At 69.9% G+C, this 15,457-nt stretch carries 10 protein-coding genes and 1 pseudogene; 6 read left to right on the forward strand and 5 right to left on the reverse strand.

Going from position 1 to position 15,457, the window contains the following annotated elements:
* Window position 1 precedes the first annotated feature (1 nt).
* The 3 genes from ACK4TT_RS03035 (at window position 2) to ACK4TT_RS03045 (ending at window position 3,695) form a co-directional block, all read left to right on the forward strand.
* Window positions 2-790, forward strand: coding sequence for a thiazole synthase (locus ACK4TT_RS03035; RefSeq protein ID WP_409638504.1), 789 nt, complete (start codon window positions 2-4; stop codon window positions 788-790).
* The gene (locus ACK4TT_RS03040; protein WP_409638501.1) at window positions 790-1,593 is read left to right on the forward strand and encodes an SDR family oxidoreductase; all 804 of its coding nucleotides are present in this window, start codon (window positions 790-792) and stop codon (window positions 1,591-1,593) included. The genes ACK4TT_RS03035 and ACK4TT_RS03040 overlap by 1 nt, the downstream gene beginning before the upstream one ends.
* A 98-nt stretch (window positions 1,594-1,691) precedes the next feature.
* Window positions 1,692-3,695: a TonB-dependent receptor gene (locus tag ACK4TT_RS03045; protein WP_410212377.1), complete on the forward strand. Its 2,004-nt coding sequence runs from the start codon at window positions 1,692-1,694 to the stop codon at window positions 3,693-3,695.
* Here ACK4TT_RS03045 and ACK4TT_RS03050 read toward each other — a convergent pair.
* From ACK4TT_RS03050 to ACK4TT_RS03065, 4 genes are all read right to left on the reverse strand, one after another.
* A complete protein-coding gene (locus ACK4TT_RS03050; protein WP_410212378.1) occupies window positions 3,692-5,152 on the reverse strand; it encodes an FAD-dependent oxidoreductase in 1,461 nt (486 codons plus the stop codon). The genes ACK4TT_RS03045 and ACK4TT_RS03050 overlap by 4 nt on opposite strands.
* A gap of 70 nt (window positions 5,153-5,222) precedes the next feature.
* Window positions 5,223-5,963: a DsbA family protein gene (locus ACK4TT_RS03055; RefSeq protein ID WP_410212379.1), complete on the reverse strand. Its 741-nt coding sequence runs from the start codon at window positions 5,961-5,963 to the stop codon at window positions 5,223-5,225.
* 31 nt (window positions 5,964-5,994) lie between these two features.
* Window positions 5,995-7,395 (reverse strand): M48 family metalloprotease, encoded by a 1,401-nt coding sequence (locus tag ACK4TT_RS03060; RefSeq protein WP_409638489.1) that lies wholly within the window; start codon window positions 7,393-7,395, stop codon window positions 5,995-5,997.
* Between the two features lie 51 nt (window positions 7,396-7,446).
* Window positions 7,447-10,035: a ribonuclease E/G gene (locus ACK4TT_RS03065; protein ID WP_410212380.1), complete on the reverse strand. Its 2,589-nt coding sequence runs from the start codon at window positions 10,033-10,035 to the stop codon at window positions 7,447-7,449.
* A 438-nt stretch (window positions 10,036-10,473) separates the two neighbouring features.
* Here ACK4TT_RS03065 and ACK4TT_RS03070 point away from each other — a divergent pair, with 438 nt between their 5' ends.
* The 3 genes from ACK4TT_RS03070 to prfB all read left to right on the forward strand — a co-directional run bounded on the left by ACK4TT_RS03070 (window position 10,474) and on the right by prfB (window position 15,342).
* Complete coding sequence (locus ACK4TT_RS03070) at window positions 10,474-11,682, forward strand: N-acetylmuramoyl-L-alanine amidase (RefSeq protein WP_409637046.1); 1,209 nt, start codon at window positions 10,474-10,476, stop codon at window positions 11,680-11,682.
* 126 nt (window positions 11,683-11,808) lie between these two features.
* A complete protein-coding gene (locus ACK4TT_RS03075) occupies window positions 11,809-14,175 on the forward strand; it encodes a penicillin-binding protein 1A (RefSeq protein ID WP_409637049.1) in 2,367 nt (788 codons plus the stop codon).
* A gap of 47 nt (window positions 14,176-14,222) precedes the next feature.
* Window positions 14,223-15,342 (forward strand): peptide chain release factor 2 gene (gene prfB, locus ACK4TT_RS03080; protein ID WP_410212381.1). Its coding sequence is split into 2 segments (ribosomal slippage): window positions 14,223-14,291 and window positions 14,293-15,342, totalling 1,119 coding nucleotides; the frame shifts between segments, so codons are not numbered across the junction.
* 9 nt (window positions 15,343-15,351) lie between these two features.
* Here prfB and ACK4TT_RS03085 read toward each other — a convergent pair.
* A pseudogene (locus tag ACK4TT_RS03085) lies at window positions 15,352-15,457 on the reverse strand (IS5/IS1182 family transposase); the annotation flags it as partial.

The raw sequence follows: 15,457 nt of genomic DNA on the forward strand, positions 1-15,457 counted from the left end.
CATGGATGGGTCTGTCCAGACCGAGGACACGTGGACGGTCGCCGGTCGCACCTTTCGCTCGCGCCTGATCGTCGGCACCGGCAAGTACAAGGACTATGCCCAGAACGCCGCCGCCGCCGAGGCGGCCGGGGCCGAGATCGTCACGGTGGCGCTCAGGCGCGTGAACCTGTCCGACCCCAGCCAGCCCATGCTTGTGGACTACGTGAAGCCCGACCGCTTCACCTACCTGCCGAACACGGCGGGCTGTTTCACGGGCGAGGAGGCGGTGCGCACGCTCCGCCTGGCCCGCGAGGCCGGCGGCTGGGACCTCGTGAAGCTCGAGGTGCTCTCCAACACCAAGCACCTGCTGCCGGACATGGAGGAAACGCTGCGGGCGCTCAAACTCCTGGTGGCCGACGGCTTCCAGGTGATGGTCTACTGCTCGGATGATCCCGTGTACGCCGTGAAGCTGGAGGAGGCGGGCGCCGCCGCCATCATGCCGGCCGCCGCGCCGATCGGCTCAGGCCGAGGCATCCAGAACGCGCTCAACCTGGCGCTCATCATCGAACAGGCGAAGGTCCCGGTGCTGGTGGACGCCGGCGTCGGCACGGCCTCGGACGCCGTGGTCGCCATGGAGTTGGGCTGCGACGCCGTCCTGATGAACACCGCCATCGCCCAGGCCCAGGACCCGATCCGAATGGCCCGGGCCATGAAGCACGCGGTCATCGCCGGCCGCGAGGCCTATCTGGCGGGGCGGATGCCCAAGCGCATGTACGCCGAGGCGTCCTCGCCGCTCTCGGGGCTGATCTGATGGCGAAGGGCCGCAAATCCATCTTCATCACCGGCGCCGCCTCGGGCATGGGGCGCGAGACGGCCCTGCTGTTCGCCGATAAGGGCTGGTTCGTCGGGGCCTACGACGTCAACGAGCAGGGCCTGAAGGACCTGCAGGACGAGCTCGGCGCGGACAACTGCCTGATCCGCCGCCTGGACGTCACCGACCGGGCCGACTACCGCGCCGCCCTGGACGATTTCGCGCCGGCGGCGGGCGGGCGGCTCGACATCCTCTACAACAACGCCGGCATCGGCCGGGGCGGGCCCTTCGACCAGCAGCCGTTCGAGGACATCCTGGCGGTGGTGCAGGTGAACTTCATCGGGGTGCTGAACGGCATCTACGAGGCCATCCCGCTGCTCAAGGCGACGCCGAATTCGCTCTGCTTCACCACCTCCTCGTCGTCGGCCACCTTCGGCATGCCGGGCATCGCCGTCTATTCGGCCACCAAGCACGCGGTGAAGGGGCTGACCGAGGCCCTATCGGTGGAGTTCAGGGCCCTGGGCATCCGGGCCGCCGACGTCCTGCCGGGCCTGATCGACACGCCCATCCTGCCGCCGGGCGCCGTCGAGGCCGCGCCGAAGGAGGGCATGTTCCGCGCCATGCATCCGTCGGAAGTCGCCAAGGTGGTCTGGGAGGCCTACCACTCGGACAGGCTCCACTGGTACGTGCCCGAGGAGCTGGCGGAGCTCGATAGGGCCTCGGCGGCCGCTCCCGAGGCGGTGCGCGAACAGATGGCCGGTGGCGCGTTCTTCTCAGGCCCCACCGACCGCAAGCCGGACTGAGCGTCCACACCCCGCGTGACTGTCCTGCAACCGATTCGCAGTCGCGAAGCGGAGCAATGTCGTCTACCTAGCTCCCGATTTCGAATGGAGGGTATGGCGTGAGGGCTCCCATCAGCCTGCTCGCGTTGGCCATGGCGGCCCACGCGGCAGCCGCGTCCGCAGAGGAGGCGGCCCCCGATCAGGTCGAGGCGGTCGTCGTCTTCGGCCGCGGGGAGCAGAAGATCGGCCAGGCGACCGCCGCCAGCGAGGGCTCGCTGGCCGGCGCCGACCTGACCGTGCGGCCCCTGCTGCGGACGGCCGAACTGCTGGAATCCGTGCCGGGGATGCTGGTCACCCAGCATTCGGGGAGCGGCAAGGCCAACCAGTACTTCCTGCGCGGCTTCAACCTGGATCACGGCACGGACTTCGGCCTGGCCGTCGATGACGTGCCTATGAACTTCCGCACCCACGGCCACGGCCAGGGCTATCTGGACGTCAACGGCCTGATCCCCGAGCTCGTGAAGCGCGTGGACTACCGGAAGGGGCCGTACCGGGCCGATGTCGGAGATTTCAACCTCGTGGGCGGCGCCCGGATCGCCACCGTCGATCGCTTCGATCGGCCGTTCCTCCTGGCGGAGAGCGGCGAGTTCGACTGGAAACGGGCCGTGGCCGCGGGGTCGTTCGACGTAGGCGCGGGCGACCTGTTGCTGGCGGTTCAGGCCAAGACCTACGACGGACCGTGGGCGCTGCCTGAGAGGCTGCGCCATGTGTCCGCCTTCGGGAAGTACGGCCGCGAAACCCCGGCGGGCCGGCTGAGCGTGAGCCTGTCGACCTACCACGCCACCTGGCGGCCGACCGAGCAGATCCCCGAGCGCGCCATCGGGACGCTGGTCCCCGACGCCTACGGCGCCATCGACCGCGACCTCTACGGGCGAACCCAGCGGGAGATCCTCACCGCGAACCTGGCGGGCGAGGACTGGAAGGCCACCGCCTACGTCCAGCACTACGACTGGCGGATGATCTCCAACTTCACCTTCTTCCTGGAAGACCCGGTGAACGGCGACCAATTGGAGCAGGCCGAGAAGCTCTGGACCTATGGCGGGCGGCTGGAGCGCAGGCTGGAGCTGTCGCCGTCGTGGACGCTGACCGTGGGCGGGGAAGGGCGCTATGACGACATCTCGGACGTGGGCCTCTACCAGACTGTCCGGGGCGAGCGGTTCGCCACCCGGTCCCGGTTCGCGGTGGACGAGCTGTCGGGCGCGCTCTACGCCGAGGCCACATGGAAGCCGACCGGGCGCCTGTCGCTGTTCGGGGGTCTGCGGGGCGACGCCTACCGGTTCAAGGCCCGCCCTCTTGGCGGGAACGCCTGGGCCGGCGAAGTCGACGACCGCATCGTCTCGCCCAAGCTGGGCGTCTCGTACGAGGCGGCCGAGGGCGTGGCGCTCTACGCCAACTGGGGCGAGGGCTTCCATTCGAACGACGCGCGCGGGGTCGCCGCGCCCGCCGACCCGGCCCCGGGGCTGGTGAAGGGACGGGGACGCGAGATCGGCGCCCGATTCGAGCGCGGCGGCCTGGTCGCCACGGCCAACTACTGGTGGATGGAGGTGGCCAGCGAGCTCATCTACGTGGGCGACGCGGGCTCGGTGGAGCCATCCGCCGCCAGCAGACGGCACGGCTATGAGCTGACGGTCTTCTGGCGGCCCAACGACTGGCTGGCGCTGGACGCGGTCTGGACCGGTAGCCGGGCGCGGTTCAAGGACAGCCCGGGCGCCGACCACATTCCCGGCGCCATCAAGCACGCGGGCGAGGCCGGGGTCTCGGTGATCCGGGAGCGGTGGAACGCGGGCCTGCGGGTCCGGCATTTGGGCAGTCACGCCCTGGTCGAGGACAACAGCCTACGGTCCGAACCCGCGACCATCGTGAACCTGCGCGCCGCCTGGACGCCCGGCCGATACGAAATCTACGGAGAGCTGCTCAACCTGCTGGATTCGAAGAAGAAAGACATCGAGTACGTCTACGAGTCCTATCTGCCGCAGATCGACCTGGACGGCCCGGTGGAGGACATCCACAGCCGCGCCGTGGAGCCGCGCATGGCGCGGGCCGGCGTGAAGGTCAGCTTCTAGGCCAAGCCCAGCGTGGCCAGCATCTCCGACCGGTCCGGGCCCAGCTTGGGCGGATAGGCCTTGGTCCTTCGCGGCCGGGCCCAGGCGGCCAGCACCTTGACGAGGTTGCCGGGCCGCTTCAGCCAGGCCTGCGGATGCTCCAGCATGTGGAAGCCCCGCAGGAAGGCCCGCAGGATGTCCACGTCCTCGCGGATGGCGATGGCCACGCCGTCGTCCAGGAAGCTCTTCACGATCCGGCCCTTCAGGCTGGGCTTGGCGCCGGGGGTCATGGTCAGCCGGGCGCGGCGGATGGCGCTGCGGTCGCTATCCCGCATCACCTCGAAATATGGCCGAAGCTCGCCTCGGGCCGCCTGGCTGTAGCGGACCAGCCGTTCGGCCGGATCGGGGGTCGCGTCCAGCGCGTCCCGCAGGCCCTGGGCCCCCACCGCGGCGAACGAGCAGCCGCGCCCGTAGAGCGGATTGGTCCTGACCAGGCTGTCGCCGACGGCGAAGAATCCCCGCACGGCGGCCCGGCCCTCCGGCGCATAGTCCCGCCAGCGGCTTTCAAGCTGGCCCATGCCGAACACCCGGCTCATCCCCTCGGCCCGGTCGGGCTCGATCCAGCGGGCGGGGCCGGGGAGCTGGCGGCAGACGGCGTCGAACACGGCCGGATCGACGATGGCCTGGCGCAAACCCTCCTCGATCTCGGGCAGGCAGAGGGTGATCGAGAACCAGCCGTTGTCGCCCGGGAAGACGCCGAACTTCAGATAGCCCATGTCACCGTTGGACGGCGCCGCCTGGGTCCGGGCCGGTTCCTCGGCGCCGGGGTGCAGGCGGTAGTGGCGGGTGAAGTAGATGACGCCGGCGCTCTCGGCCTCCTCGGGGATCGTGGCGCCCGCGGCCGTGAGCTGCTCGATGGCCTGGGAGGTCCGTCCCGCCGCGTCCACCACCACGTCGCCAGCCAAGTCCTCGGTCCCGCCGCCGCCGTCGATGCGGACCCCGGTCACCCGCGGCGTGGGGCCGGACTCCACCAGCAGTTCGCGCACGAAGACGCCCGACCGCAGCGTCACGCCCGGCAGGCGGGCCACGTAGCGGCGGATCACCAGCTCCAGCGTCGTGCGGCGGCTGGTCAGGATCACGAGGTCGTCGTCGATGGGCTCGGGCCGATAGCGCTTCCGATGCGCGGCGGTGAGCGAGCCCTCGAGGCCCAGGTCACGGCATCCCGCCGCATGGAGCTCGGCCAGCAGTTCGGGGTGCTGGTCGCGGATCAAGAGGCGCAGGCGGGCCAGGAAGGCGTGGCTGTGTCGCAACTGACCCACGCCGCGCCGGGCCCAGGTCTCGAAGGCCTCGTCGGCGCCGCCCTCCGGCGGGGGCGGGTCGCGATCGAGCAGGACGACCTCGCGTCCGGTCGGCGCGAGCGCGAGCGCGACCCACAGGCCGGCCATGCCTGCCCCGATCACCAACACCTTCTCAGGCATTCGCGTCTCCCACGGCGGGAATCTAACCCGGATGCCGTGGGGGAAGGGCGCCCGAGAATCGAGCCCGAGGTCAGGCCTTCGGCGCGGAGGGCTTCTTGAGGTCGGTGGCCTTGGCGGCGGTGATGGCCGCCTTGAGGGCCGGGAGGTCGGCGCCCGGGATCAGGGTGTTTCCGATGACGAAAGCCGGGGTGCCCTCGATCTTGAGGGCCTGGGCGAGCGCCCGAATGTCGACGATCTGGCGCTCGATGGCGGGATCCGCGGCGGCCTTGCGGACCTCGGCCGGGTTGAGGCCGGCCTTGGCGAGGTGGCGGTCGAGGCCGGCCTCGTCGAGCGCCTTCTCGGCCATCCACGCCTGATAGAGCTCCAGGCCCTTGGTCTTGCCTTGCGGCGTCAGGGCCATCTTGGCGGCGGTGTCCGACACCTCGCCGAAGATCGGCATCTCCTTGAAGACGAAGCGGACGTCGGGGTTCTCCTCGATCAGCTTCACCACCTCGGGCGCGATCAGCTTGCAGTAGCCGCAGCGGTAGTCGAAGAACTCGACGACCGTGACCTTGCCCTCCGGATTGATCACCAGGTCGCGCGGGTCGCGTTCGAGCTGGGCGCGGTGGGTTTCGATGGCCGATGCGGCCGCCTTGGCCATCTCGGCCTGCTGCTTCTGCTGCAGCGCCACAGACACCTCCTGCAGCACCTCGGGATGGGCGAGCAGATAGGCGCGGACGCGCTGACCGAAAGCTTCGTCGTCGGCCTTCTGGCAGCCGGCGAGGACGAGGGCGGCCGAGATCGCCGCGGCGGACTTGATGGCTAGGTTCATGGAGGCTCGTTAGCGGGGTTGGAAGGGCGGCTCAACGCGTACGGTTGGTGGTGGAGCCTTCGCGCGCCAGTTCCCTCATGTCGTCGCGGGTGGGTTCGGAGACCAGCACGATGTCGGTCGCGCGCCGCCACTCGGGCGTGCCGCGGGTCAGCATCTCGCGCGCCCGCATGGCGAAGATTCGCGCCTGCTGCTTGTCGCCGACGTTGAAGTTGTATTCCGCCGTGGCGAGGCGGGCCATGCCATCCTGGCCCAGCTTGTCGTAGGCCTCGGCCAGGAGGCGCCAGGCGACCGCGTTGTCCTCCTCCTGGGTGAGCGCCTTGCGCAGCTCTGCGACGCCTTCCTCGACCTTGGGCTTCTCGTCGAGGGCGATCAGGGTCTGGCCCAGGTTGATGCGCAGCAGGGGGGCGTCGGGCTTGAGCTCGACCGATCGGCGCTGCGGGGCCTCGGCCTCCTGGGTGCGGGCGAACTCGAACAGGATCTGGCCCTTAAGTTCCCAGAGATAGGGGTTGTCCGGGTACTGCTGGAGCAGGGCGTCGATCAGCTTCAGCGCGCGGTCCGGCTCCTTGAGCTGATAGTAGGCGATCGCCCGGGCGTAGCGGGCGGGATAGGACGTGTCCTTCTCCTCGTACTTGGTGATCGCCACCTGCGGATTGATGAAGCCGTCGAGCTTGGCCTTCATGATGGCGTGCTCGGCCATGGCCTCGGGGCTGTCGGTCTTGTTGTAGTTCGGCTGGTTCTCGACGCGGCGGCGCAGCGCCTCGATCCGGTCGGACGAAATCGGATGGCTGCGGAAATAGGCGAAGCGCCGGGCCTCGTCGAAGACCTCCTGGTAGCGGAAGTTGTCGAAGAAATCGGCCAGGCCCTTGCCCGAGAGGCCAGCCTTGTCGAGCAGCGTCGCCCCGGCCTGGTCGGCGCGGCTCTCCTGCTCGCGGCTGAAGCCCATGGCGCCGAGCGTGCCGAAGTAACCCGCGCTGCTGACCAGGCCGGCGCCGGCCTCGGGCGAACCGGCCAGCGCCGCCAGGACGCCCAGGCCCATGGTCAGCAGGAAGGGCTTCATGCCCGCGCGGTTCATCTCGTCGCGCCGGGCGCTGTGGCCGCCGGTAAGGTGGCCGACCTCGTGGGCGATGACCCCCTGCAGCTCGTTGGGGGTGTCGGCCTCCAGGATGAGGCCGGTGTTGAAGCCCATCACCCGGGGCGCGGCGAAGGCGTTGAGTTCCTTGCTGCCGACGATGATGATCTCGACGTTCCGGGGGTCGATGCCGGCGGCCCGCAGGATGGGTTCGGAGTCCTTGGCGAGGATCTCCTCGATCTCGGTGTCGCGGATGAGCGACAGGGTCTCCTGCGCCGCGGCCGGCTTCGGTCCGATGACCATGGCGACCGCGAGGACGAAGCTCAGGGCGAAGTGGGAAACCGACCGGGCAGGGGAGATCATGCTCTGCTCAAATCCTCAGGCCGCCCCTCTGTCCGGTCGGAATGTAATGCCTCAGCCTCGACGCCACCAGCCTTTGCGCGGCGCCGGCGGCGGCCCGGAAATCTCCGCCGGATCGGGCTGGCGCGGGGCCGGCTCGGGCGCGGGCTCAGGCCCCTGGGCGACGACGGCGACAGGCTCGGGCGCCTGGACCACGACGGGCGTTTCGGCCGGCGCTTCCGCCGCTGGCGCAGCGGCCTTGCGGCTGCGCGTGCGCCGCTTGGGCGCGGGCGCCTCGGCGGTCACGGGCTCGGCGGGCGGAGCTTCCGGCTCGGGCGCCGGCTCGGCGGTCGTCTCCGCGGTTTCGGCGGAGACATCCGGCTCGGCCTGGCCGCGTCCGCGGGCCCGGCGGGCGCGCTTCGGCTTCTCCTCGGCGGCCGGCAGCTCGACCCAGATCTCGTCTTCCGTTCCCCCGGCAGGCGCGGGGGCGGCGGAGACGCTAGGCGCATCGGCCCGGACCGATTCGGCGGCGGCCGGCCTGGCCTGCGGCGCCTCACTGGCGGTCTGGGGCTTCAGGTCCTCGGCCGGGTCGTACCAGACGAAGGGGTCGTCGCCATAGGGCACCCACGGGCGGACCCAGGAGAACGGATCGTGCGGACGGAAATCGTCGCGCATGCGGCGTCCGCCGCGACGGCCCCGGCGACGGCGGCGACCGTGGCCGCCTTCCTCGTCCTCGCCGGCCGCCTCCGCGGGGGCCGGCGACGCCGGACGCTCGCCCCGCGGCTCCTCGCCGCGGCGGCCACGGCGGCGCCGGCGGCGGCCGCGGCGACCGCCATCCTCACCGTCGCGCTCGCGCTCGGCGCGCGGTTCGCGGGCGCCCCGCTCCCCTGCGGTTTCGTCCTCCTCCGCTTCCTCGTCCTCCTCGTCCTCGAAGTCCTCCTCGTCCTCGAAGGTTTCCTCGAGGTAGGCTTCGTCGGCGGGGGTGTCGTGGACGGCGGGCGCGGCCAGCGGCAAGGCGTGCTCGGCGCGGGTCTCGGTCGAGGTCCGCTCGATCACATGCTCTGCGTGGGCCATGTCGTCGTCGATGGCGACCGTGACGAACAGGCCGAACGCCTGATGCAGGCGGGCCAGGTGGCCGCGCTTCTCGTTCAGGATGTAGAGGCCTACGGCGCGGGGAACCTGCAGGGTGGCCTCGCCGCCGCCCTTCAGCGCCTCGATCTCCAGGGCCCGGAGCGCGGCGAGGGCGCTGGATTCCACCGAGCGCACCCGGCCGGTGCCGGCGCAGTGCTCGCACACGTGGGTGGTGCCTTCCAGCACGCCGGTGCGGCGACGCTGGCGGGAGATTTCCATCAGACCGAAGGGGCTGATCTTGCCCATCTGCACGCGGGCGCGGTCGTCCTTCAGGCAGTCCTTCAGCTTCTTCTCGACGGCCCGGTTGTTCTTCGCCTCATCCATGTCGATGAAGTCGATGACGATCAGGCCGGCCAGGTCGCGCAGGCGGAGCTGGCGGGCGGCTTCCTCGGCCGCCTCCATGTTGGTCTTGAGCGCCGTGGCCTCGATGTTGCGCTCGCGCGTCGCGCGGCCCGAGTTCACGTCGACCGCGACCAGCGCCTCGGTCTGGTTGATCACCAGGTAGCCGCCCGAGCGCAGCGGCACGACGGGCGAATAGATCTGCGACAGATGATCTTCCACCCTATGCTTCACGAAGAGGGGCGTGGGCTCCCGATAGAGCTGCACCTTTTTCGCCTGGCTGGGCATCAGCATGCGCATGAAGTCGCGCGCTTCCTTGAAGCTCGCCTCGCCCTCGACGAAGACCTCGTCGATGTCCTTGTCGTAGAGGTCGCGGATCGCCCGCTTCACGAGGTCTTCTTCCTCGTAGATCAGGGCTGGCGCGATCGAGTGCAGCGTCTTCTCGCGGATGTTCTCCCAGAGGCGCAGCAGGTAGTCGTAGTCACGCTTGATCTCGGCCTTGGTGCGCTTGGCGCCGGCCGTGCGGACGATCAGGCCCATGCCGGCGGGCACGTCCAGGCTCTGGACGATGCTCTTCAGGCGCTTGCGGTCCGTGGCCGTGGTGATCTTGCGGCTGATGCCGCCCCCGCGGGCCGTGTTGGGCATCAGGACGCCGTAGCGGCCGGCCAGCGACAGGTAGGTGGTCAGCGCCGCGCCCTTGTTGCCGCGCTCCTCCTTGACGACCTGGACCAGCATGATCTGCCGGCGGCGGATCACTTCCTGGATCTTGTAGCGGCGCATCAGCCGGCGGCGACGGCGCGCCAGCTCCTCCTCGACGACGTCGTCATCGTCGTCGGAGGCGTTCAGGTCGACCTCGTCCTCGTCTTCCGCGTTGCGGGCGCGAGGCTCGTGCCGATCGTCGTCGTCCTCCTCGGCTTCCTCGCGCAGCAGGGCTTCGCGGTCGGCGACCGGAATCTGGTAGTAGTCGGGGTGGATTTCGTTGAAGGCCAGGAAGCCGTGGCGGTTGCCGCCATACTCGACGAAGGCCGCCTGCAGGGACGGCTCAACGCGCGTCACCTTGGCGAGATAGATGTTCCCTCGAAGCTGTTTCCGGTTCTGACTCTCGAAATCGAACTCTTCAACGCGGTTCCCGTCGACGACCACCACACGCGTCTCTTCCGCGTGGGCTGCGTCGATCAACATGGTCTTGGACATTCAGATCGTCTCCACGGCGCGCGGCATGGGCTCTCAGGCCAAGGCGCTGCCGGTGATAGGGACGGGCGCGCGCGTCGGCCCGGCGGGCGCCGGAAACGGCGTCTCGGGGGGCCTCGGGGCCAGGATTGGCTTGAGCTGCGCAGCCCATCGGGTGTGTTCCTAGGCGCGCCTTAAGGGCGCGGATCGGAGGGTGCGTCGTCTCCGAGAAGCTCGGGCGAAATCGACGCCGGTTTGTGTGGCGCGCGACTTACGGGCCCGGAACGGGCGCTCCGCGATCGCGCGGGCGGACTTTGCAACAGCGCATCCGAAAAGGAAAGCGCGCCGGTGACGTCCGGCCGCCGGAAACGTCTCGTTAACCGATTGTCTACGGCTGCGGTGCGTATATGGCTGCTACGGTCGCAGATTGCGACACTGCGTTGCGGGGACAAGGCTGGGCGCATGTTTGGGCGAGTGGGACGGGTGCTGGCGGGGACTAGGGGACGGGCGCTGCTCGCCGCCGCGGCCGCCGGTCTGGGCCTGGCCGTCTTCGCCGCCTCCCACGCCGCGCCGGACACCGTGAAGGTCATGAAGGTCCGCCTGGGCGGCGACGCCGCCGAGACGCGCGTCGTCATCGACCTGGACCGTTCCGCCAGCCTCAGGATCGTCGGCGACGGCGGGCTCGATCGCCGGATCGTGGTCATGATGCCCGGTGTCCGCTCGGCCGAAGTCCTGCAAGGGCCGGGCCGGGGCCTCGTGAAGGCCTGGGTGGTGGATGAGGTGAAGGGCGACGCGCGCCTCCAGATGGACCTTGCCGCCGACGCAGCCGTGAAGCGCCGGTTCCTGCTGCCTCCGGCCGACGGGATCGCCCACTATCGCTACGTTATCGACCTGGCCGCCGCCCCCGGCGCCAAGCTGACCAAGGTGTCGGCGAACTCGGCTCCGGCCGAGCTGCGCACCCAGTTCCTGCCGGCAAAGAAGGCGGCCCTGCCGCTCAAGAAGGTGGTCGTGATCGACGCCGGCCACGGCGGCAAGGACGTGGGCGCCGTCGGCGGCCAGGGCTACGAGAAGGACATCAACCTCGCCGCCGCCCAGGCGCTGAAGGCGAGGCTGGAGCGCACCGGCCGATACAAGGTCGTGATGACCCGCGACTCCGACGTCTATGTCCCGCTGGAGAGCCGAGTGCGGATCGCCCAGCGCGCCGGCGCCGACCTTTTCATCTCGCTGCACTCGGATTCGGGGCCGAACCCGGACCTCAAGGGCGCCAGCGTCTACACGCTCTCGGACAAGGCCTCGCGCCGGTCGACCCAGTTCGTCAGCAAGGACGACTGGTTCATGAAGGCCAGCCTGACCGGCGACCAGGGCGTGCGGGATATCCTCTTCGACCTGACCCAGCGGGCCACCCGCAATCGTTCCGCCGTCTTCGCCCAGACGCTGCTCTCCAATATCGAGGGCGAGGCGCCGCTGCTGCGGCGCAGCCACCGGGACGCGGGCCTCGTCGTGCTGCTGGCCCCCGACGTACCGGCCGTCCTGCTGGAGATGGGCTTCGTGAACAACCCCGAGGACGAGGCCCGCCTGCGCGACCCCGGCAGCCGCAAGCGCTTCATGGACGCTGTCGGGGACGCCATCGACGATCACTTCGGCCACGGCATGAAGGTTGCGGCCCGCTGACGCGGCGGCGTTGGCGCCCGGCGCGACACAGGTTAGACGACGCCTTCTGTAGGGACCGCGCGCCCTGGAGGCTCGTCTAAGTTGAATCCCCCCGCTAGACCCGAACGGTGGGTCGCGATCGCCGGCGTGGCCATCCTGAGCTTCATCGCTCTGGCTGCGTTCAGCGCCGCGATCTATGCGGCCTGGCTGTTCCACGACATGCCGGATGCGGGCGACCTCGTCGACTATCACCCCGCCACGGCGACGCGCGCCTACGCCTGGGACGGCACCCTGATCGGCGAGTTCTCGCAGGAGCGCCGGATCTTCGTTCCGTACGACGCCATCCCGAAACAGACGGCCCAGGCCTTCCTCGCCGCGGAGGACCACAGCTTCTTCAAGCACGGCGGCGTGGACGTGGGCGGCCTGGGTCGGGCGATGGCCAAGAACGTGCTGAACCTTGCGCAGGGCCGGCGCCTCGAAGGCGGCTCCACCATCACCCAGCAGGTGGCCAAGAACATCCTGCTGACCAGCGACGCCACCATCAGCCGCAAGCTGAAGGAGGCGATCCTGGCCTCGCAGCTCGAGCAGACCCTGACCAAGGAGCGGATCCTCGAGCTCTATCTGAACGAGATCTGGCTGGGCTACCGTTCGTACGGCGTCGGCGCGGCCGCCTACAACTATTTCGGCAAGCCGGTCAGCGACCTGACCCTGGCCGAAAGCGCCTACCTGGCCTCGCTGCCCAAGGGGCCGGACAACTACCATCCGATCCGCCGCAAGAAGCAGGCGATCGCCCGCCGCAACTGGGTGATCGACCAGATGGCCGACCTGGGCTGGATCACCCGCGCCCAGGCCAGGGCCGCACAGGCCGAGGACCTCGTCGTGCAGGCCGCCCCCACGCGGGCGCAGTACCGCGACGCCGACTATTTCGTCGAGGAGGTCCGCCGCCTCGCCCTCGACATGGACGAGCTGGGCAAGGAACGCCTGAACGCCGGCGGCTACTACGTGCGCACGACGCTCGACCCGCGCCTGCAGAGCGCGGCCAGGCTGGCGCTGATGAACGGCCTGGAAGCCTACGACCGCCGCCACGGCTGGCGTGGCGCCTGGGGCCACGTGACCACCCTGACCGGCTGGGAAAAGGAAGCCAAGCAGCGCGCCAGGCCCGCCGAGCGCCGGTCCTGGCGCCAGGCCGTGGTGACCAGCGTCGCGGGCGGCGGCGTGCAGGTGCGGACCGTGGACGGAAACGCCGGCCCGCTCGCCGCCGAGGACGTGGCCTGGGCCCGGCGCGGCAAGGGGATCGGCGCCGGCGACCTGATCTTCGTGGCCCCGAACGACAAGGGAGGCGGCTTCCGGCTTAAGCAGGTCCCGGCGGTCAACGGCGCGCTGGTCGCCATGGAGCCGAACTCGGGCCGGGTGCTCGCCATGGTCGGCGGCTATTCGTTCTCACTGTCGAGCTTCAACCGGGCGACCCAGGCCTATCGCCAGCCCGGCTCGGCCTTCAAGCCGATCGTCTACGCCGCGGCGCTCGAGAGCGGCTACACGCCGGCCAGCACCGTGCTGGACGCGCCGATCACCCTGCGCGGGGCCGGCGGGCAGGCCTGGTCGCCCGAGAACTACAACAAGAAGTACTATGGCGCCCTGACCCTGCGGCGGGGTCTGGAGCTGTCGCGCAACACCATGACCGTGCGCCTCGCCCAAGGCGTCGGCATGACCCGGATCAGCGACCTCGCCGTCCGCATGGGCGTGACCAACAAGATGGACAAGGTCCTGGCCATGGCCCTCGGCTCGGGCGAGACGACCGTCTTCCGCATGTCGGCGGCCTATTCCTCGTTCCTGAACGGCGGCCGCAAGGTCGAGCCGCACCTGATCGAGTTGGTCGAGGACCGCAACGGCAAGGTCATCTGGAAGGCCGACCGTCGCGAATGCCCGCGGTGCTCGGCGGGTTTCTCGGGCGCCGAGAGCCCGCGCATCCCGCGCACCGGCGCCCAGCTCATGGATCCCATCACCGCCTATCAGATCACCTCGATGCTCGAGGGCGTGGTGCTGCGGGGCACGGCGACCCAGGCCGCGTCGCTTGGCAAGCCGCTGGGCGGCAAGACGGGCACCACCAATGACTACCGTTCGGCCTGGTTCATGGGCTTCTCGCCGCACATGGTCGTGGGCGTGTTCATCGGATTCGACGACAACCGCAGCCTGGGCGAGGGCGAGACGGGCAGCGTCGCGGCAGTGCCGATCTTCGTGGAGTTCATGGGCGAGGCGCTCAAGGACGCCCCGGCCGAGCCCTTCAAGGCGCCGGCCAACGCCAAGTTCGCCATGGTGCGCGGCATCCGCGAGGCGTTCCGGCCGGGCACCGAGCCGCAGGTGGCCGTCGCGCCGACCGAAGCCGTTCCCGGCGGCCCGCAGCCCTACAGCCAGGTCTGGCAGAACGGCCTGACCGGCGCGCCCAACGCCGGAGCCGCCGTGGCCCCACCGCCGCCGCCGCCCAAGAAGCAGGATGACCTGTCGGACTTGTTCTGACCCGCGGAGCGGCCTATCTCCCGCCGCCTGAACACCTGGAGTTTCCCATGAGATTGGATGTCGAGGCCGCCAAGGCCGACATCGAGCAGTCGATCGAACTGCTCAGGAGGCGTCTTTGACTGGGATGTCGCGCTCCGAAAGCTCGATGAGCTGAACGCCCGGGTCGAAGACCCGACCCTCTGGAACAATCCGGACGAAGCCCAGGCGGTCTCCCGCGAACGGTCCCGCCTGTCGGCCCAGGTCGAGGCGGTGCGGTCGCTCGAGCGCGACCTTGCCGACGCGCTGGGCTACGCCGAGCTGGCGGACGAGGAGGGGGACGAGGCCTCGCTCGACGAGGCCCGCGCCCAGCTTCGCGCCATCAAGGAACGCGCCGGCCGGGCAGAGCTGGAGGCCCTGCTCTCTGGCGAGGCGGACGGCAACGACGCCTACGTCGAGATCAACTCCGGCGCCGGGGGCACCGAGTCCAACGACTGGGCCGGGATGCTGTTGCGCATGTACACCCGGTGGGCCCAGGCCCACGGGATGACCGTGGACGTGCTGGAAGAAACGGCCGGCGAACAGGCGGGCGTGAAGTCCGTCACCCTGCAGGTGAAGGGGACCAACGCCTACGGCTGGCTGAAGACCGAGGCCGGCGTCCACCGCCTGGTGAGGATCAGCCCCTACGACTCCAGCGCCCGGCGGCACACCAGCTTCGCCTCGGTGTGGGTCTATCCGGTGGTCGACGACAACATCGAGATCGAGATCAACCCGGCCGACGTCAGGACCGACACCTACCGGGCCTCGGGCGCGGGCGGCCAGCACGTCAACAAGACGGACTCCGCGGTCCGCCTGACCCACATCCCGACGGGCATCGCGGTCGCCTGCCAGACTCAGCGCTCGCAGCACCAGAACCGTGAGCAGGCCTGGAAGATGCTGAAGGCCCGGCTCTACGAACTCGAGCTCGAGAAGCGCGAGGCGGCGCAGCAGGCGCTGGAGGACCAGAAGACCGACATCGGCTGGGGCCACCAGATCCGCAGTTACGTCCTGCAGCCGTACCAGATGGTGAAGGACCTGCGCACCGAGGTGGAAACCTCGGACACCCAGGGCGTACTGGACGGCGACCTCGACCAGTTCATGGGCGCGGCCCTGGCCCAGCGGGTCGGCGCCACGCGGGACGCCGCCGCCTAGGGTCCAGCCTCATAACCACCAGATGACGATGGCGGCGAGGCAGACGGCTGCGGCGTAGGTGCAGGCGAGCTTGTCGTAGCGGGTGGCGATGCGTCGGAAGTCCTTGAGGCGGCAG

The organism is Phenylobacterium sp. (assembly GCF_046463815.1).
Lineage (GTDB): Bacteria > Pseudomonadota > Alphaproteobacteria > Caulobacterales > Caulobacteraceae > Phenylobacterium.